This is a genomic window from Pullulanibacillus pueri (genome assembly GCF_014639255.1).
Lineage (GTDB): Bacteria > Bacillota > Bacilli > Bacillales > Sporolactobacillaceae > Pullulanibacillus > Pullulanibacillus pueri.
In genome coordinates this window covers 1-19,293 of the sequence record NZ_BMFV01000040.1, presented here as the reverse complement: position 1 = coordinate 19,293, position 19,293 = coordinate 1, and the positions used below count along the sequence as shown (strand labels likewise).

Below are 19,293 nucleotides of genomic sequence, written 5' to 3'. Positions count from 1 at the left end.
CTAGTAATGGAAAAAAGATTTAGCGAAATGACAGATGGAGAATTAAAGCAACAAATTGCCGACTTGAAAATCAAGATTCAAAAGTCGGAGCAGATGGGGATGATTAATGAGGTGGCTGTTCATGAGCGTAAAATGGCCATGGCAGAGGCCTATCTCATGGATCCCGAAGACTTTCATCCTGGTGAAGTCTATTTTATTCAGTATGATGAGCGCGTTCCTTTCAAAATTGACTATATGAATGGTGTCTTTGCTTGGGGCTATAGGGGAGAGACTACAGAGCTCTCCGCCTTCCCAATCTCATTGTTAGAAAAAGTTACTGAGGATTAAGCTGTTATCGGTCCCTATATATAGATTAGCTATCGTGGATGGCCAACAGTTTTTTTCTAATTTTGGCTTCACTATAGACCCAGCCTGTATAAGAAGATTTTATGTTCTGCTGAGGATCGACCCAAGCAATGGCGACAAAAGGATAATGTCCTTTTGACAGGTAACGAAGATCCACAAATCGGACTTCAGTATATCCATGAGTTTCTTTGATAATCCACCGATAGATAGGGGAAAACGAGAGAAAGGCCATAATGTTTTTATCGCGTTTTGCGGCCATGACTTCATCTGTTAACGGCAGTGGTTCTCGTTGAAAAGTATCAATAATGTTGACCTTTTTCCCCTTGATTTCACCTACAATTAATTGTGTGTCTGTACGAGCAGCCATATGGTATTGATGCCACTTAAATGTTGGTGACAAGAAAACAGCTTGTACGTCAGGAAGGCGTTCTTTAACTCTCACCACAGCTTGATGGTGATTGAATATCCGGATGAAATAATAAACGATCAGTATGAGATAGATTGTTAAAAACGTAATGCCTGAATGCCCAAAGAAATACCAAATAAGAAATCCTGGAATATGGATTCCGAAAATAAAGGGATCGAAAATATTGATAATACCCAGTGCGATCCAGCGTGGGGTGAGTGGGCGTAAGGCTTGGGTGCCATATGCATTAAATATATCGACAAAAACATGTAGAAATACTGATAGAAAAGTCCATAGCCATAAATGCAGAAGGTTGGCTCCTGGAAAAAAGAGCCCCAAAGTGGCTGTAATCAACATTGGCCATAATAGGGTTGCCGGAAGCGAATGAGTGGCTCCACGATGGTGACGTATATAGGTCGCGTTATCCTTCATTTTGAGAACGGTATCGATATCGGGGATGACAGAACCAATGAGGGTGCCAAAAAAGAGGGCGCCACTCGTTGTGGACTCGTGAGCAATGACTGGATCTAGCGCTGCAAGTCCAGATAAGCCTATTCCCATGACAATGTGTGTTGTACTATCCATCGGTTTTGATTCCTCCCCTTTGGAATCTTATGATGTGGCTTGGCTAATGACTGCCGTCACATTTTATTTTATGATTATATACTTGATTCGTTAATTATACATCTTGAAGGGTTTCGGTGATTGACATGTTAAATGCAGAAATGATAACAGGCTTCCAAGAGCACTTATTGCACTGGTATAGAAAAAACCACCGTGATCTTCCTTGGAGAAGAACGAGCAATCCCTACTACATTTGGGTTTCAGAAGTGATGCTTCAACAAACACAGGTAGATACAGTTATTCCCTATTATGAGGAATTTATATCACGATTTCCAACGATGCATGAACTCGCTAGGGCTCCGCAAGAAGAAGTACTTAAGCGTTGGGAAGGTCTTGGTTATTATTCAAGGGCGCGTAATCTACAATCAGGTGTTCAAGAAGTGGTGGAAAAATATAATGCTAAAGTGCCTGAGAACAAGAAAGACCTTTTGTCAGTTAAAGGTGTGGGTCCCTATACAGCAGGAGCCATTTTAAGTATTGCTTATCAGAAACCCGAACCAGCTGTAGATGGTAATGTCATGCGGGTTCTATCTCGAATTTTTTTAATCGATGAGGATATAACGAAAGTCAAAACACGTCAAACGTTTGAAACTATCCTATATGACTTAATACCCGAAATGGAGGCCTCTGCCTTTAATCAAGCATTAATGGAAATTGGTGCTCTCATTTGTAAGCCGAAAGGCCCAATTTGTGAGGAATGTCCGTTGGCTCATCTTTGTCGTTCTAAAGCGGAAGGAACCCAACTTCATTATCCCGTAAAAAAGAAAAAAATGAAACCAAAGGATGAGGCCTTTGTGGCAGTTGTCTTGAAGGATACTCAAGAGAAGCTACTCATTCAAAAACGTCCAGAAAAAGGGCTATTGGCGAATTTTTGGGAATTTCCATTGCTTGAAATGTCAGATACGCAAGAGGATCCGCTAAAAGTGGTAAAAAGTTACTTCAATAAAAAGAATCATGATTTGATTATCGAATGGACAAAATCCGAGCAAACCGTTACTCATACTTTTTCCCATCTAAAGTGGCATGTAAACATTGTGGTAGGAACTTTAAGGGAAGGCACTTTGAATCTTGGCAAGATGAGTCAATGGATATCAGAAAAAGCACTAAAGGAGTATCCTTTTCCTGTTCCGCAACAAAAAGTCATGTCTATTGTGGGCATCGATTATTGAAAAAAGCTTAATAAATAACCGAAGATGGCCTTTTGTGAGGCCAAATGTTCACCTCCATAAAAAACTCTAAGTTTTTGTACATAAAAAAAACTGTGATGGTTAAATTAATGAGCGTGGAGGTGATACACATGGCAAAGAAATCAAAAGTTGGTACTGACGTTCAACAAGTCAAACAACAAAACCAAGCTTCTGCTAGTAACCAATCTCAACAAGGTGGGGCTGGTCAATTCCAAGCAGAATTTGGTAGCGAGACGAACGCTCAACAAGTGCGTAAGCAAAACATGAAGTCCCAACAAAAAAAGGGCAAAAACCAACAGTAAGTTCACCTTGCACTCTAAACTCCCTATCCATTACGTGATGGGGAGTTTTTCTTAAATAAAGTAAAACTTTTATGAAAGCCTTTATAAATGCAACGTTGACTTTCACTAATCGAATAGTTGAAAGCGCTTTTTTGGTAAAACACTTTAAATGAATTCATGAGGGCATTATGATAAGTTAATACTAAGCGAGAGGGTGGGGAGAATGTGTGGACGTTTTACATTAACAGTAGACATTGACGTGTTGCTTGAACAGTTCCAAATTAAATATCCTATCGGCTTTGATTATCAAGTAAGATATAATATCGCGCCTTCACAGCTTGTTACGGTAGTGATTAAAGGGGAAAAAGGAAATAAGATGGGGCAGTTACGTTGGGGGTTAGTGCCTGAGTGGGCAAAGGATCCGAAAATAGGCTATAAAATGATCAATGCTCGTTCTGAAACACTGAGGTCTAAGGCCAGTTTTAAGCAAGCTTTTAATAAAAGACGTTGTCTAATCATCGCCGATGGCTTCTATGAATGGAAGCGAGAGGACGGCCAAAAGCAACCGTTTCGGATAACAGTAAAGGATCGTAAAGCTTTTGCCTTTGCTGGACTTTGGTCGACTTGGGAAAGCGATGCAGAAAAACTTTCAACATGTACGATCATAACGACAGGAGCGAATCGCCTTATGCAGAACCTTCATCACCGGATGCCTATCATCTTATCGCCTGAGGATCAAGAGACATGGCTCGATCCCCGTACGGACCTCCAAACTTTAGAAGGGCTTTTAACGCAGTATCCGGAGGAACTCATGACCTATTATCCTGTTTCTGATGCTGTTAATTCTGCCAAAAATGAGGAGCCATCACTTTTGGAAAAAGTATGAGGCGAAGTCTTGTGTTATAACGGCAGTATTATCACTTTATGGAGGATACTCTAAGCGCAACTGTGATTTTCGACCTTAAGGTTGGGAATAAGCCAAAGTTTCTAAAAGAATTAAGAAAGTATAAGCCATCGAAGCCATAAAGAAATCGTAGAAAAATTTGTCTTCATGGATAAGGACTTGGTGTAAGCCAAGTTTTTCTCAGAAGGAGGAAGCCAGGATGTCGGTTTTTAATCTTCCGAAAAAGGGAGATAAGGTTAAAATTATGAGCTATAAGCACAATGGTCACGTGCATAGAATTTGGGATGAAACATTAGTGCTTCACTGCCAGGAGGATTATTTGATTGGTGGGAATCACGAAACGCTGGTCACTGAATCGAGCGGCAAATCTTGGCGAACAAAAGGGTCAGCAATTGTCTATTTTAGTACGAAGCACTGGTTTAATGTTATCGCGCTTCTTTATGAAAGAGGCACAGAATATTATTGCAATATCGCGACACCAGCTGGTTGGGATGGGGAAGCTCTTACTTACATAGATTATGATTTAGATCTTAGTGTTAAAAGTGACGGCAGTGTAACATTGCTTGACGAGGATGAGTTTACCCTTCATCAGCGACAAATGAACTATCCTAAGCCTATTCTATCCTTAATAGACAATGGTGTTCGTGAATTGCGCCAATGGATAACAGAGCAAAAAGGGCTTTTTAATCAAAACGAATTAGAAAAATGGTCACATGACTATCAGCATTTATTTAAAGAGAACTGAGGTGATCCTCTCTGAGTAGTATTAAACGCTATATGAAGTTTGTCTATCCTTACAAAAAAGAAATTATTATAACTATTTTTATTGGTATTCTTAAATTTGGTATTCCTCTTGCGTTACCGCTCATTTTAAAATATGTGATTGACGACATTATCAATACGTCACTTGCAACCGATCAGAAACTGCACAAACTTTTTTATGTTACAGGTATTGCACTGTTTGTTTTTGTTATTATCAGACCCCCTGTGGAATACTATCGCCAGTATTATGCACAATGGACAGGGAATAAGATTTTGTATGATATTCGCGATCGCCTTTTTGATCATTTACAACGTCTGAGCCTCCGCTTTTTTTCAAATAATAAAGCAGGGGAAGTCATTTCCCGAGTAATTAATGACGTCGAGCAAACGAAGGCCTTTGTCATGACTGGCCTCATGAATATATGGCTAGACATGTCAACGATTGTAATTGCTTTAGCAATCATGGTTACAATGAGTCCATTGCTCACGCTTATCTCGATTTGCATGTTTCCTTTTTATGGCCTATCCATAAAAATCTTTTACACGCGGTTGCGGATGTTAACGCGCAAACGTTCCCAGGCTCTTGCTGAAGTTCAAGGCCATCTCCATGAACGGGTGTCAGGCATGAACGTGATTAAGAGCTTTGCCTTGGAAGACCATGAGCAACAAGAATTTGCCAAACGCAATCATAATTTTCTCAACCGGGCCATTGATCATACCACTTGGAACGCCAAAACCTTTGCGGTTGTTAATACCATTACCGATGTTGCACCATTGTTAGTGATTATGATCGGGGCCTATGAACTCATTGTTGGTGGCTTGAGTGAAATTGGTACGGTCGTCGCCTTTTTTGGCTATATGGATCGCTTATATGGCCCATTACGCAGGTTGGTGAGTTCATCCACAACCTTGACTCAATCGATCGCCTCAATGGACCGAGTGTTTGAATTAATGGATGAAAAATATGATATTGTTGATGATCAAGACGCTCAAGATATCCATGAAGTAAGAGGAAGGATTACTTTTAATCATGTGTCCTTTAATTATCATGAGGATGAAACGGCTGCCTTAAAAAATATTAACTTAGACGTTGAGCCTGGAGAAACCATTGCTTTAGTTGGGATGAGTGGGGGAGGAAAGTCTACCTTAGTCAGCTTGATTCCTCGCTTTTATGATGTGACTCAGGGTTCAATCCTCATTGATGGGAAAGACATTCGCAAGATTAAAGTAAGACAGCTCCGCGATAAAATCGGAATGGTTTTACAAGACTCGGTTTTATTCAGTGAATCCATCCGTTCTAATATCATGATGGGAAATCCTGAGGCCACTGAGGAAGAAGTCATAGCGGCAGCAAAGGCAGCCAATGCTCATGACTTTATACTCAAACTTCCCCAAGGCTATGATACTCAGGTTGGAGAACGTGGCGTTAAGCTTTCTGGAGGACAAAAGCAAAGGATTTCAATTGCTCGTGTTTTTTTGAAAAATCCACCTTTGCTCATACTTGACGAAGCAACCTCTGCGCTTGATTTAGAAAGTGAGCACTTGATTCAAGGGTCATTAGAAGATCTCGCGAAAAATCGAACTACTTTTATCGTGGCTCATAGATTATCGACGATTACTCATGCTGACCGCATTGTGGTCATTGAAAATGGTGAAATCACTGAAATGGGTAATCATTATAAATTAATGGAACGTAAGGGCAGTTATTATGATCTTTTTCAGGTTCAACAGTTAGAAGGATAGGACAGAACATGCCCATTGCGTAAATGAAAAGGGCAAGGTGTTCAACTTTTTTTTCGGGGAAAATGAACAGCTTATTGATAGGGAATAAAAAAGCAGAAGCTCTCTTATTTTATTGAGAGCTTCTGCTTTTTTGAATGTATTAACTTCTTGCCATCAAGACGGTGTGGGTTCCGCTTCAATCTACCGGTTCTGATGTGCCTTTTTGTATTGAATACTTTTTCGATACTTTTTAAGGACCGGGACAGTAGGTGGTTAACCCTTTATCTCAAAGGTACCTTTTTTAATTTTAATCAATATCTTCGTTTTTTACATCGACAACATTTTCTTTCTTGTGGTAGGTCTGGAAGCTATCGATCAAGCGATCGAGATGCTCAATCTGCTGACCATAAGCGATGATCGCTGAGATTAACGGAAAGAGAAGGAGCCAATCATCATTCCCTTGCTCTTTATAAAATTTGATAAAAGCATCGGTCACTTTGGCTTTCAACTGGAAAGCTTTTCGTGGTGTTTGCTCCATATCTCTGGCCTTTCCATTATATCTCATCAGAAGGCGTTCATGAGTGACCATCATATACTCCATACGGTCGTGCAACCCGTTTTTTAAATGGTCGGGAAGCTGTTGGTAAAGATGTTCATTTTCATTGAGAGTTCGTAAAAGATCATTTAATTTATTGGTGGTTTGGATCATTTGCCGAAACAGAACAGTTTTACGGTGCTTAGCATAACGGTGCCTTCGAATATATTTACGCTCATCTTGATACCAAAGAAAAAATTGCCCAATTTTAAACTTTTGATCTTGAAAATGCTTGAGTTCATTTTTTAAGGTTGCTCGTTCTGGCGCATGCTGTGTGACCATGCGAACCCAAGTAAAGAGCTTCGTTGTTTGCCCTACGATAAGATGATAAAGTTTGTTTTCGTAGTTTGGTGGCAAGAAAATAAGATTGACTATAAAGGCAGCCACAACCCCAATAAGAACAAGTAATAATCGATGAGCTGCAAACATAATGAAACTTTGATTCGCAGGTGTTCCACTCATAATAAGTATTACTGTCACGGTGCTAAGAGTTATTGTATGATGAAGCTTTAACTTGAGCTGAATGGCGATGACGGTTATCGCAGCAAGACCAATAACAATAGGATGGTTGCCTATTGAGAGCACAAAGAGCGTTGCGATAATCGCACCAATCACATTGCCTTGAACATTATCCACAATGGTTTTCCATGATCGATAAACCGAAGGCTGGACAGCAAAAGCGCTAGCAACAGCAGCCATTGAAGGGGGAGTCAGTCCCAACCATTGTGATAAATAAATGGAAAGTACAATTGCTAAACCCGTCTTTATAATACGGGCACCCAGTTTCATTTCGGCAAATTTCCTTTCTTACGTTAAAATTCATATTTAATAAAAAGATAAAGAGGTTTAAAAAGTTCAAAGCCTTTAAGAACAAAGCTATTTTGTTTGAGCCCTTTTCCGTTACTTTTCTATAATATAGATTTATTGTTCAGAAGCAACGGCAAAAGATGGCAATATGTTGACATTAACAAGCCTGTTAAATTTGGTCAAAGGCTCTGTCCACCGCGATTAAAGTATCATCGATGTCTTTATCCGTATGCTCGGTTGTTAAAAACCATGCTTCATATTTAGAAGGGGCTAAGTTCACGCCTTCATTAAGCATTGCTTTAAAGAAACGTCCAAAGGTTTCTCCGTCAGTATTTTGTGCATCCTCGTAATTCTTGACTTCGTGGTCTGAGAAATATAACGTCATTGCCCCTTTGAGTCGATTGATTACAATCGGATGGTTATACTTCTTATTTATTTCGTGAATGCCAGCCTCTAAACGGGCGCCGAGGCGATCTAATTCATCATAGATACCTGGTTTTTCTAACACTTCTAGACAAGCAATCCCTGCCGCCATGGAGGCAGGATTTCCTGCCATTGTTCCTGCTTGGTAAGCGGGTCCGAGGGGAGCCACTTGTTCCATTATCGACTGTTTGCCACCGTAAGCACCGATAGGGAGGCCACCGCCAATAATTTTCCCCATTGCTGTCATATCTGGCTCAACTCCAAGTAAGTTTTGAGCACCACCATACATAAAGCGAAAGGCGGTGATGACTTCATCATAAATGACAAGGGCGCCTGCTTTATGGGTAATATCATTTACAGCTTGTAAATAACCAGGTTCAGGCTCAACAATACCAAAATTACCAACAATAGGTTCCACGAGAACAGCAGCAATGTCATTGCCCCAACGATCCATAGCCGCTTGTAAGGCTTCAGGATCATTAAAAGGCACAGTGATCACTTCTTCAGCGATATTTTTTGTTACCCCAGCAGAGTCCGGAGTCCCTAAAGTTGAAGGTCCAGAACCGGCAGCAACAAGAACTAAATCAGAATGACCATGGTAGCAACCAGCGAATTTTAAAATTTTTGTACGTCCTGTATACGCACGGGCAACACGGATCGTTGTCATAACCGCTTCAGTCCCCGAATTCACGAACCGAACCTTTTCCAAAGACGGGATAGCTGCTTGGAGTTTTTGCGCAAAGGTAATTTCTAATGAGGTCGGTGTGCCGTATAAGACGCCGTTATCCGCTGCTTGCTTAATGGCTTCGGCAATATGGGGATGAGCATGCCCGGTAATAATAGGCCCATAAGCCGCTAAATAGTCTATGTAACGATTGTCATCGACATCCCAGAAGTAAGCCCCTTGTCCTTTTTTCATAAAAACAGGGGAACCACCACCTACTGCTTTAAAAGAACGGGAAGGGCTATTGACCCCACCAACAATCACCTTTTGTGCTTCAGACCAAAGTTTTTCTGATTGTGCATAGCTTTTCACTCGTAAGACACTCCTTAATTAAAAGGCCGGCATTGAGCCGGCACCTCGTTTTCACGCTTCCTAAGAAGAACGTGATGTTTTTTGCACGTTCATAGAAATGATATGATGTGCATCTAAAATTTGCAAGAATTTAACTAACCGAGGGAGTGTCGGCTCAGCCTCTTCGCCGTAGTGTGTCATGAGAAGTTCTTCAATTTCCGAGACGGTATGAGTCCCATCACAGTAAGTCAAAACGAAGCGTCCAAGGTTATCGAGTTTTAGCCAATGGGCTTTAGGTTGATTAAACCAACGAATGACTAGACGCTCTAATGCCGTCATCCGAGGGATTACTAAATAAGAGGTGCCCTCGAATTCATTAATGCTATAGGGTGTTCTTAAACAAGGAGCAAGGGTCATTAAATTCAGCGTTGCATTTCTTCTTAACCATTTTTTCATGATTCTAGTCGATCCTCTCTTTTTGCTTTAATAGATACATGCCAGAGTGTATAACAGACGATTAAAAATAAAATCAGGGGAACAAAGCCATTCGAGATCACTGCGCTTCCGGGAATGGGAACCTTTAGGAAAATGAGTAAGGCAATGACCACGCCGATGAGCGATTCACCAGCAATAAGCCCAGAGGCGTAAAGGATGCCGCGATCGATCCGAGCATTTCTCAGCTGGTGATCCTTTGATGATCGATCAATAAGCCAGCGGATAGCGCCGCCTATCATAATGGGGGCGCTTGTATGGATAGGAAGATAGATCCCGACCGCTACAACAAGGGAATTAAGTCCTAGAAATTCAATAACGATAGCTGAAGCGACACCGATGAGGATAAGATCCCAAGGTAATTTTCCTTCCATGAGTCCCTGGACGAGAATTTTCATTAATACGGCCTTTGGAGCTGGGAGATCTCGTGACCCCATGCCATAGGCATCATCTAACATAATTAATATCCAACCAATGACTAAACCAGACACGAGGACACCAATAATCATGCCCACTTGTTGTTTCCATGGGGTGCTTCCGACGAGAAAGCCTGTTTTTAAATCTTGTGAAATATCACCAGAGACAGCGAGGGCAACGCAAACAATCGCAGAAACCCCAAGTGCTGCAAGCATACCATCAGTTCCAGTAATGCCAGAGAGTTTAAAAGCAAGGGTGACAAGGAGCAGTGTCGCGATTGTCATCCCTGAAATTGGATCTGATGACGTCCCGACCACACCGACTAGTCTGGAAGAAACAGTGACAAAGAGAAAGCCAAGGATCAAAATCGCAATGGCACCTAAAATCCCGACGTGAATAACGGGATTAATCGCAATAATAATGATCAGTAGGAGAGAGCCTCCAACGACCCACTTCATCGAAATATCTTTATCAAGGCGTCCAAGAGTATTTGGACCACCGAGCTGGTTTTTTGAAACACTAGAGACGGTGTCCACCAGTGAGGAAAAGAGAATAGGGAGCGTTCGGATCAGTGAAATAACCCCACCGGCGGCAACTGCCCCCGCACCAATGTAGCGAATATAGTTATCCCAAATGCCCCAAGCATCTAGTGTTGAAAGGGGAGCCGTCGATGGAAAGATCGGAGCCGCACTTCCAGCACCGAAAAAACTGATCATGGGAATCATGACGACCCATGCAAGCAAGCCTCCGGCAATCATTTGACCCGAAATACTCGGCCCAATAATATAACCCACACCTAGAAGGGCTGGAAAGGTATCTAATCCAACAACAGCATTACGAAAACGGTAGATACCCGTTTCGATTTCTGTTTTAAAAAGCATGAAGCCATCGCCTAAAGCTTTAAAGACTCCACCGATGGCAAAGCCTTTTAAGACATCAATGGCTCCTGTGCCTCCTTTTTCACCTGTTTTTAAAACCTCAGCACAGGCTGTACCTTCAGGATAAGGAAGTGTATCATGCTCCTTTACAATTAAGAGTCTTCTCAAAGGGACCATCATTAAGACGCCAAGCAGGCCACCGACAATCACAATAAAAGCAATCATGATGACGTGAATGTCCATTCCCCATAGGAAGAGTGCGGGTATTGTAAACACAGCCCCACCAGCGGCGGCTTCACCCGCAGTAGTCATTGTTTGAACAACATTATTTTCTAAAATGGAGTTTCTCCGGAAAATCCCTCGCAAAACCCCCATCGAAATAACCGCAGATGGAATGGAGGCCGATACCGTCATTCCAACCACGAGACCAAGGTAAGCGTTAGCGGCTCCGAAAATAATGGCTAAAATGATACCAAGAACAACAGCAAAGATCGTGATTTCCGGTAACGATTGAGAGGCCGGTATGTACGGTACAAACGATTGCGATGAATGCTTCTGCTTGCTCATCAAACAACGCTCCTTCTCTTGATTTTTTGTTGTTTGAAACTCTATTTTTTACGTGTTTAATTAGACACTTTGAATACCCTCTGTAAGTTAGAGTGCGATATTCATTGGAAAACATACATGAAATTCCAAGTTGAAGAAAATTAATGTGTGATGGTTTTTATTAGAGTGCAAAAAAAGAAAAGCAGAAACTTAGAAAGGTTGAAAAGAGGGGGACAAAGCATTGGAATCAACATCAGACAAGAGAGGCTTGGAAAACAAAATAATGAACACAAATACTGATCAAAAAATTAAAATGGTATAGACGGAGAGAAGAGTGGAATCAACTACGGAGACGCAGGCGGGAACAGTAACGAGCGTGCCTTCACGAGTCAACTTCGAGTTATTCCGAGAAAGTGGATTCCGAAGCAATACTCGTAGATGCAGGTACACGGGACTTTTATTTATAAATACTTTGGGATACAGATATAACCACCAAGGAACTTCGGTTAAAAACGTCACATCCGTGTGACAACACCGAAGCTAGCACATCAATACCATCCCAAAAAGTAAAGAAGACTTTTCGGGGACCCCGATTACCACCCCAAAAAGTAAAGAAGACTTTTCGGGGACCCCGATTACCACCCCAAAAAGTAAAGAACACTTTTCGGGGACCCCGATGGTGCGTCGAAGTTAGCGGAGGCCGTGCCCGCGGAAAGCGAAGGATTTTGACGGAGCGACCTTACGTACAAAGGAAAAACCGAACGACTTCAAAATCGTTCGGCTTCTCCTTTGTCTTATATACTTTTATCCCAGCTTCGTTACTACAGTTGAAAAACTTCTGTTTACATCTCTCGTGCATTTGTTATGGTCGGGCGAGTTTTATAAAGTGTTGGAGGATACGCGCGGTCATTCCCCAAACACTGTAATCCTTATAGTGGTAAAAGAGCTCAACTGTTTCCTGGGGGCGCCAAGTGTGTTCTTTTCCAAGAGCAATGCGATCATAAGGAAAGTCCTCAGGAATTTGTGGGTGGAACAAAACACTATGTTTTTCAGGCTCAGAATTTAATAGCCAGTCTAAAGGAATCGTAAACACCTCTTCAACCTCATGGTGATTCACATTGAAAGTGGTGTGATTGAGGAGTCCTACAAAAGGATAGATGATTAACTTAGCTGATGGAATGTAGCGATCAAGTGGCCCAAGAACACTGATGGCGTGCTGATCTATACCGAGTTCTTCAGAGGTTTCACGAACGGCGGTTTCTTGTAGTGAGCGATCCTTAGCCTCTTTTTTTCCCCCAGGAAAGCAGATATCTCCCGGCTGTCTTTTAAGATTTTTGGATCGGACTTCAAAAAGGACTTCCCAACGATCGTTCTTTTGTATAAGCGGCACAAGGACCCCTGCTTTAATCGCTAGTTCCTCACCAATGATCCCAGTACCTGTTTTCAAATTTAAACGTTTTTTTAGAAGGGATAAGTCTTTCAATATTATCAAACCCTTTTTTTACTTTTAGAGGCCGTTCAAGAGGCTCCAAGGTCAGATGGAATGACTAGGGCACTTAGCGCTCGCTCACATCTTAATGGATCCTTCATTTTGAAACGTGCCTTTGTCTTCTATCATAACGTTTTCTGTATAAAAATAACATAGGGGAAAGCTGTAATTCTTGAGAATAGATCTGAGTTTTGAGAAAATAAAGGAACAGAGGAGGGCTCATAATGAAAGCCATTTTACATAATGGGACACCGGGTTTCGACGGTCTAAGTTTTGGTGACATTGAGGAAGCACAAGTAAAAAAGGGAGAAGTCAAGGTTCGGCTTAAAACAGCGGGTTTGAATCATCGGGATTTATTCGTTTTGAATCGCCATACAGAACCTTCACCATTGATTATTGGCTCAGACGGCGCCGGTTTAATAGAAGAAGTGGGAGAAGATGTTGTCGGTTTTGAAAAAGGAGAAGAAGTGGTTATTATCCCTAGTCTTGGTTGGCAAAAGAAGAGTGCTGCTCCACCGAGTGGTTTTGAAATCATTGGGTTGCCTTTCCATGGGACATTTGCCGAAACGATTGTGTTACCAGCAGAAAATGTCGTCCCTAAACCTCAGCATCTTACCTGGGAGCAAGCTGGTGTGTTAGGATTAGGTGCGGTTACCGGGCATCGTGCTCTGTTTACTAGAGGCCAGCTTGAAGCAGGACAAACAGTATTTATTCCGGGCGTTGGCGGCGGTGTGGCGACATTCATGGTGCAGATGGCCAAAGCAGTAGGTGCACGGGTGATTGTGTCATCAAGAAGTGAAGAGAAAAGAAAAAAGGCTCTTGAACTAGGCGCGGATCTCGCGATTGATAGTGGTGGAGATTGGGGAGAATTATTAAGAGGTGAGGCGATTGATCTCGTTATTGAAAGTGTAGGGGCTGCAACCTTTCAAAAATCCTTAAATGTCCTTAGACGTGGTGGCACCATCGTCACTTTCGGAGCTTCAGCAGGTGATGAATTCCCACTTAATTTACGTGACTTTTTCTATGGACAATATAATTTATTAGGTTCCACAATGGGAAGTATAGAAGAGTTTCATGAAATGCTTACTGCCATGGAGGAATCGAAGTGGTCGCCTGTTGTGGATAGTGTCTATCCGCTCGAAAACACGATAGAAGCCATGAAAGCTTTAGAGAAAAATAATCAATTTGGAAAAATTGCTATAACCCTATCCAAATAATCTAGGAGGATTCAAAAATGTTAGAAGTAGGACAAAAAGCACCAGAATTTACTTTACCGGCAACAAGTGGTGAAACCCTTTCGTTAGCTGATTTCCGTGGAAAAAATGTTGTACTTTATTTTTATCCTAAGGACATGACACCCGGTTGTACAACAGAGGCCTGCGATTTTCGTGACAATCATAACAAATTCTCAGAGATCAATACGGTTGTCTTAGGTGTCAGTCCTGATCCTGTTGACAAACACCAAAAGTTTACAGAAAAGCATGAGCTTCCTTTTCCATTGTTAGCCGATACCGAGCATGAAGTTGCTGAAAAGTATGATGCTTGGCAGCTCAAGAAAAACTTTGGTAAAGAGTATATGGGCATTCAACGTTCCACCTTTGTCATCGATCAAAATGGGAATATCGCTAAGGTATGGCCAAAAGTTAAGGTGGAAGGTCATGTTGAGGAAATCTATAATTTTATAAAAGACAACCTCGCTTAAAAAAGACGTCACAATCAAGAAGAACACTTATCAAAGAGGTGGGGGCATGAGAGTCCTTTCGACGACTCGACTTCAAGGTGATCTTGAAGCACAATTGCAAGCTAAATTTCCTCAAGTGAGATTTGCCTTTTTTTCCTCTATAGATCGTGTGACCTCCCATCTTTCAGAAGCGGATGTCCTATTGACCTATGGTGAGGATTTAACGGCTGAACATATTGAGCAGGCGACAGATCTCAAGTGGATTATGGTGATCTCAGCGGGACTTGAAAAAATGCCCTTTGAGGCTATTAAGAAGAAGGGCATCCTCGTGACGAATGCCCGCGGGATTCATAGCATTCCTATGGCAGAGTACACGATGGCAACCATGCTGCAATTTGCTAAGAATATGAAGCAGTGGCACGAGAATCAAAAGGCCCATTGTTGGGATCGCTCTGTGGAAATGACAGAACTCGCGCATAAGGTGATCACTATTATTGGACCTGGCGCCATTGGTAGTGAGATCGCTCGTTTAGCGAAGGCATTCAGAATGACAGTTTATGGTATCAGCCGTAGTGGTCAATCTGTAGAGAATGTCGACCAGATGTTTACGATGGAGAATATAGAAAAAGTCCTCCCTTTATCCGATGTCGTGATTTCGGTGTTGCCACAAACGAAGGAGACTGAACAGCTGATAACGGGAAAATATTTTTCACTGATGCCGAGCACTGCGTTATTTATCAACATAGGGAGAGGGAAAACGGTCCGTCAAAGAGATCTTCTCGAGGCTTTACAGTCAAAAACGATTGCCGGGGCTGTCCTTGATGTCTTTGAAGAGGAACCCTTGGATCCGAATCATCCGTTCTGGGAGATGGACAATGTCACCCTTACCCCGCATTTTTCTTCCGCTACTGCGGGCTATCAACCGCGTTCTATTGATATTTTTGAAAAAAATCTTGAAGTCTTCTTGGAGGGGCGCGAGGAATTCATCAATCCGATCGATTTAGACAGGGGGTATTAGAGTGGCGAGAATTTATACACGATCTGGTGATAAAGGCACGACTTCTCTCATTTATGGGAAAAGGGTGAGTAAGTCCGATATAAGAGTCGAAGCCTATGGGACGTGTGATGAAGCCAATTCAATGATTGGGCTGGCTCTTAGTTATTTAGATTCTATTGATTTTGCAGATAAACCAGCTTTTTTAAGCCTGTTTCATGAAATCCAGACGATTCTTTTCCATGCCGGATCAGAACTCGCAACACCTGAGGGAAAAGAAGTGTTGTGGGCTGTGAAAAGCGAGCATATCACAAAGCTTGAAAATCGGATTGACTATTATGAGGAAAAATTGCAGCCTTTAAAACAATTCATTCTCCCTGGGGGCAGTCCAGCAGGAGCCGCCCTCCATGTGGCTCGAACCATTGTCCGCCGAGCTGAACGCTGTGCCGTTGCTATTAGTGAAGAGGTTAATCCACTTGCACTCTCTTACTTAAACCGGCTCTCTGATTTTTTGTTCGTATCAGGACGTTATATTAATCATATGCTAAAAAAAGAAGAAGCTGTACTTCATGAAGATTAGTTTATAAAGGCGAGCATCGTGAAATGCGCTGGAATATCCCGTTGCGACAGCCTTTTAAAATTGACAGATGAAGGCTCAACCTATTACAATAAGAGTATAAATTATAAAGATTATCATTTAATAATAACTGCTCTTTTAGGAAAGTGAGGTGCATGGCGATGACAGAGGGACGCATAAAAGAGGCTATAAGTACCTTAAAGAAGTCTGGGGTAAGAATTACACCACAGCGTCATGCCATTTTAGAATATCTCATTGTTACTATGTCTCATCCAACTGCTGACGACATTTATAAAGCATTAGAATCGAAATTTCCAAATATGAGTGTTGCAACAGTATACAATAACTTAAGGGTGTTTAAAAAAGCCGGACTTGTTAACGAACTCACTTATGGTGATTCATCCAGTCGTTTTGATTTCTCAACATCCGATCATTATCATGTAATCTGTGAAGGGTGCGGGAAAATCGTTGACTTCTATTATCCCGGATTAGATGAAGTTGAGAATTTGGCAGAACACGTCACCGGATTCAAGGTGAATCAACATCGGATGGAAGTTTATGGTCTTTGCCCTGAATGTGGTGGCAAGCCTTTAAAAAACTAATTTAGTGACAATGCTAAGAAAAACTTGGCTCTTCGTCAAGCGATGGCAAAAAGCCAACGTTTTTCTATCAAAGAAAAATAAACCTGTTTATAAAGTATATGTTCCGTTTACTTTATAAGCAGGTTTTTTTGTATTCATGATATTTCACACACAGGATTATGTAAGCTTTTTTCTGAAACTCAGAACGTGAACGAAGAAATGAAGGGCACAGGTAAAACTCACTTGATAGGAAAGTAAGATTTTCTTATTGAGAGTGGTCCTTCGGTTCCTCAGATTTATACGAAGCCCGATTATATTTTTTATCAAATTCCTTTCCTTCAAGATCCGGATCAACCGTTAGAGGTTCGTTACAATGCATGCACAAGTCAACCCGTCCTAGCACTTTCGTTGGCTTTGAACAATTTGGACAGACAACGGGAACAATCTTTGTTGATAATAACCCCACCCATAGATAAACACCAGAACTTAAAAGCACGGCAATAAAGCCAATACACATAAATAACGTCATAATAAAAGGATGAGCTCTAAAGAGTAAGGCAAGATACATAATAACAATGCCCGCAAAAACAAGAAGGAGGGCGAAATTTCTGAATTTATTAACCTTGCTTGATCTTTTAAACATAGCGATTACCTCCTGGATAAAGTATAACATAACCTGTCCCTATTTTATATTTATTAGGTAACGCTTCCAATGTCCTAAGCCTAAAAACAAAAAAATCGAATAAATCTGTTGATTATCGAGTAACCAGTGGTTATATATAACCATCGGTTACTTGAAGGGAGGATATGATGACAAACCTCAAACAACAACATGCTGAAGGAACCGCAGAGGAATTAATGGAGCGCCTAACACCGACCTTCCGTGAAGCCATTGATGTTCTTTTAGTGGGATTAAAGAACAAATGAGGGAGAGATGACAAAATGAAAGTAGAGCAAATTTCTGAACACATTTGGAGTTTAAAAAGCTGGATGGGCATCCCCATCCATGTTTGGGTCGTTAAAGGTCAAGAAGGAGTCACTTTAGTAGATGCAGGTGTGGGGGTCAATGTCTAAAGGAATTTCATCATTTTTGCGTACGGCTAATCTCGGGTCCCTTCGTCGGATAGTGCTGACTCACGGTCATTCAGATCATGTAGGGGCACTTTCTGATCTAATAGATCAATACAATGTCCCTATCTATGCTCATAAAATTGAGCAGCCTTTTATGGAGGGAGAACTTGCCTATCCAAGAAGAAAGAAAGCACAAAAGACTGTTCAAGTTGGATGGGTTCAGCCTTTATCCGAAGATATGGAAGGAAAGCTCTTATCTGTAGGTGGTCTCGTTCCATATCATGTTCCAGGGCATTCACCAGGTCATGTCGTTTATTATCATGAAAGGGATAATGTTCTTTTAGCTGGAGATGCTTTTACTTCAAAAAAGGGGAAATTGCGAAAGCCGATGCCTATGTTTACTGCAGATATGAAGATGGCTGTAAAATGTGGAGTGGACATTGTCCGGCGTCTTAACCCTGAGCGTTTAGAAGTTTGTCATGGTAATCCCGTTTTCCATCCGTTTGATCAAATCGATGATTACTTTAAGGCCAATATGTCTATAAGACACTCTAAAGGCGTAGGGAATGATTTGTGAACCCATGCCATTCTCTTTTTTATTGAAATGAAAGAAGTCACTCGGTTATTGCTCGTTTTCCGGGATTCCGTCCATCAAAGGATGGATTATTTCTGATTGTTTAGAAGGGGGATTCTCTTAATGGTCGGAATCTCTTGAAATTATGAGTGGACTTAAAGCAGCGTTATTGTGAAAACTCTATTCATTACTATTTCTTTAGTTTGGGTATCTCGTTCTATAAGATCAACATGACCCTCAGTGGGCAAAGGTCAAACGTAATTATTATAGGTACTTCTTATCCAATCATGAGAGACTTGACTTTGTGATCATTAAAAAGGTCATATAGAAATTCAAAAAAACTATTGACGCATTATTTTATACATGATAAGATATTTAACGTTGTCGCGAAAAATGTTAAAGAAAAAAGTTGTTGACATTATAGCGTTAACTTGTTATATTAATAAAGTCGCTGAAAACAAGAGTTCAGTGATAATGAAAAAAGTTGTTGACAAGCAAATGCTCTGGTGATATGATATAAGAGTTGCTGTTAAAAACAACAAGATAAGAATTGTTCCTTTAAAACTGAACAAAAGCCAAGCGCAAAAAGAGAAATCTTTTAAATGACGCCAAGATAAAACCTGAAATTTTAAGCTGAAAAGTCAGCATACGTAATATACATTTACGGAGAGTTTGATCCTGGCTCAGGACGAACGCTGGCGGCGTGCCTAATACATGCAAGTCGAGCGCGGGAAGCTAACAGATCTCTTCGGAGTGACGTTAGTGGAACGAGCGGCGGACGGGTGAGTAACACGTGGGCAACCTGCCTGTAAGACTGGGATAACTCCGGGAAACCGGGGCTAATACCGGATAATCCGACGCACCGCATGGTGCGACGGTAAAAGATGGTTCTGCCATCACTTACAGATGGGCCCGCGGCGCA

20 protein-coding genes and 1 rRNA gene are annotated in these 19,293 nt (G+C 41.4%); 14 read left to right on the top strand and 7 right to left on the bottom strand.

Annotated features, from left to right (window positions below; genetic code table 11):
- Positions 1-6 precede the first annotated feature (6 nt).
- Entirely contained in the window at positions 7-327 is a 321-nt protein-coding gene (locus tag IEV91_RS18600; RefSeq protein ID WP_188498938.1) for a YfhH family protein, read from the top strand.
- Positions 328-352: 25 nt separating this feature from the next.
- Here the strand turns inward: IEV91_RS18600 and IEV91_RS18595 are convergent, their stop codons facing one another.
- On the bottom strand, positions 353-1,336 hold the full coding sequence (locus tag IEV91_RS18595; protein ID WP_188498937.1) for a metal-dependent hydrolase: 984 nt from the start codon (positions 1,334-1,336) through the stop codon (positions 353-355).
- 125 nt (positions 1,337-1,461) lie between these two features.
- On the opposite strand from IEV91_RS18595, the gene mutY reads away from it, so the two are divergent.
- The 5 genes from mutY (at position 1,462) to IEV91_RS18570 (ending at position 6,252) form a co-directional block, all read left to right on the top strand.
- Positions 1,462-2,544, top strand: a complete 1,083-nt coding sequence (gene mutY / locus IEV91_RS18590; RefSeq protein ID WP_188498953.1) for an A/G-specific adenine glycosylase — start codon at positions 1,462-1,464, stop codon at positions 2,542-2,544.
- Between the two features lie 128 nt (positions 2,545-2,672).
- Entirely contained in the window at positions 2,673-2,864 is a 192-nt protein-coding gene (locus IEV91_RS18585; RefSeq protein ID WP_188498936.1) for a gamma-type small acid-soluble spore protein, read from the top strand.
- Positions 2,865-3,066: 202 nt separating this feature from the next.
- A complete protein-coding gene (locus IEV91_RS18580; RefSeq protein ID WP_188498935.1) occupies positions 3,067-3,729 on the top strand; it encodes an SOS response-associated peptidase in 663 nt (220 codons plus the stop codon).
- Positions 3,730-3,946: 217 nt separating this feature from the next.
- On the top strand, positions 3,947-4,492 hold the full coding sequence (locus tag IEV91_RS18575; protein ID WP_188498934.1) for a DUF402 domain-containing protein: 546 nt from the start codon (positions 3,947-3,949) through the stop codon (positions 4,490-4,492).
- 32 nt (positions 4,493-4,524) lie between these two features.
- Complete coding sequence (locus IEV91_RS18570; protein WP_188498933.1) at positions 4,525-6,252, top strand: ABC transporter ATP-binding protein; 1,728 nt, start codon at positions 4,525-4,527, stop codon at positions 6,250-6,252.
- A 286-nt stretch (positions 6,253-6,538) separates the two neighbouring features.
- On the opposite strand, the gene IEV91_RS18565 is transcribed toward IEV91_RS18570, so the two are convergent.
- The 5 genes from IEV91_RS18565 to IEV91_RS18545 form a co-directional block, all read right to left on the bottom strand.
- Positions 6,539-7,615 (bottom strand): FUSC family protein, encoded by a 1,077-nt coding sequence (locus IEV91_RS18565; RefSeq protein ID WP_188498932.1) that lies wholly within the window; start codon positions 7,613-7,615, stop codon positions 6,539-6,541.
- 187 nt (positions 7,616-7,802) lie between these two features.
- Positions 7,803-9,092 (bottom strand): glutamate-1-semialdehyde 2,1-aminomutase, encoded by a 1,290-nt coding sequence (locus tag IEV91_RS18560; RefSeq protein ID WP_188498931.1) that lies wholly within the window; start codon positions 9,090-9,092, stop codon positions 7,803-7,805.
- 60 nt (positions 9,093-9,152) lie between these two features.
- Positions 9,153-9,527 (bottom strand): PqqD family protein, encoded by a 375-nt coding sequence (locus tag IEV91_RS18555; protein ID WP_229745653.1) that lies wholly within the window; start codon positions 9,525-9,527, stop codon positions 9,153-9,155.
- Positions 9,524-11,425, bottom strand: coding sequence for an OPT family oligopeptide transporter (locus tag IEV91_RS18550; protein ID WP_188498930.1), 1,902 nt, complete (start codon positions 11,423-11,425; stop codon positions 9,524-9,526). Before IEV91_RS18550 ends, IEV91_RS18555 begins: the two co-directional genes overlap by 4 nt.
- An 841-nt stretch (positions 11,426-12,266) precedes the next feature.
- On the bottom strand, positions 12,267-12,887 hold the full coding sequence (locus IEV91_RS18545; RefSeq protein WP_229745652.1) for an NUDIX hydrolase: 621 nt from the start codon (positions 12,885-12,887) through the stop codon (positions 12,267-12,269).
- Positions 12,888-13,117: 230 nt separating this feature from the next.
- Here IEV91_RS18545 and IEV91_RS18540 point away from each other — a divergent pair, with 230 nt between their 5' ends.
- The 5 genes from IEV91_RS18540 to perR all read left to right on the top strand — a co-directional run bounded on the left by IEV91_RS18540 (position 13,118) and on the right by perR (position 16,747).
- Complete coding sequence (locus IEV91_RS18540) at positions 13,118-14,110, top strand: zinc-binding dehydrogenase (RefSeq protein WP_188498929.1); 993 nt, start codon at positions 13,118-13,120, stop codon at positions 14,108-14,110.
- A 17-nt stretch (positions 14,111-14,127) separates the two neighbouring features.
- Positions 14,128-14,595, top strand: coding sequence for a thioredoxin-dependent thiol peroxidase (gene bcp / locus IEV91_RS18535; protein WP_188498928.1), 468 nt, complete (start codon positions 14,128-14,130; stop codon positions 14,593-14,595).
- Between the two features lie 46 nt (positions 14,596-14,641).
- Positions 14,642-15,592: a D-2-hydroxyacid dehydrogenase gene (locus IEV91_RS18530; protein ID WP_188498927.1), complete on the top strand. Its 951-nt coding sequence runs from the start codon at positions 14,642-14,644 to the stop codon at positions 15,590-15,592.
- Between the two features lies 1 nt (position 15,593).
- Positions 15,594-16,148 carry a cob(I)yrinic acid a,c-diamide adenosyltransferase gene (locus tag IEV91_RS18525; protein WP_188498926.1) on the top strand — a complete coding sequence of 185 codons (555 nt, stop codon included), beginning with the start codon at positions 15,594-15,596 and terminating at the stop codon, positions 16,146-16,148.
- A 158-nt stretch (positions 16,149-16,306) separates the two neighbouring features.
- Entirely contained in the window at positions 16,307-16,747 is a 441-nt protein-coding gene (perR, locus tag IEV91_RS18520) for a peroxide-responsive transcriptional repressor PerR (protein ID WP_308420052.1), read from the top strand.
- Between the two features lie 244 nt (positions 16,748-16,991).
- On the opposite strand, the gene IEV91_RS18515 is transcribed toward perR, so the two are convergent.
- Positions 16,992-17,369 (bottom strand): YgzB family protein, encoded by a 378-nt coding sequence (locus IEV91_RS18515; protein WP_188498924.1) that lies wholly within the window; start codon positions 17,367-17,369, stop codon positions 16,992-16,994.
- A 299-nt stretch (positions 17,370-17,668) separates the two neighbouring features.
- On the opposite strand from IEV91_RS18515, the gene IEV91_RS22000 reads away from it, so the two are divergent.
- The 3 genes from IEV91_RS22000 to IEV91_RS18505 form a co-directional block, all read left to right on the top strand.
- Positions 17,669-17,800, top strand: a complete 132-nt coding sequence (locus IEV91_RS22000) for a hypothetical protein (protein ID WP_308420051.1) — start codon at positions 17,669-17,671, stop codon at positions 17,798-17,800.
- Positions 17,793-18,374, top strand: coding sequence for an MBL fold metallo-hydrolase (locus tag IEV91_RS18510; RefSeq protein ID WP_308420050.1), 582 nt, complete (start codon positions 17,793-17,795; stop codon positions 18,372-18,374). The genes IEV91_RS22000 and IEV91_RS18510 overlap by 8 nt, the downstream gene beginning before the upstream one ends.
- A 657-nt stretch (positions 18,375-19,031) precedes the next feature.
- Positions 19,032-19,293: ribosomal RNA gene (locus IEV91_RS18505) — 16S ribosomal RNA — on the top strand; the annotation flags it as partial.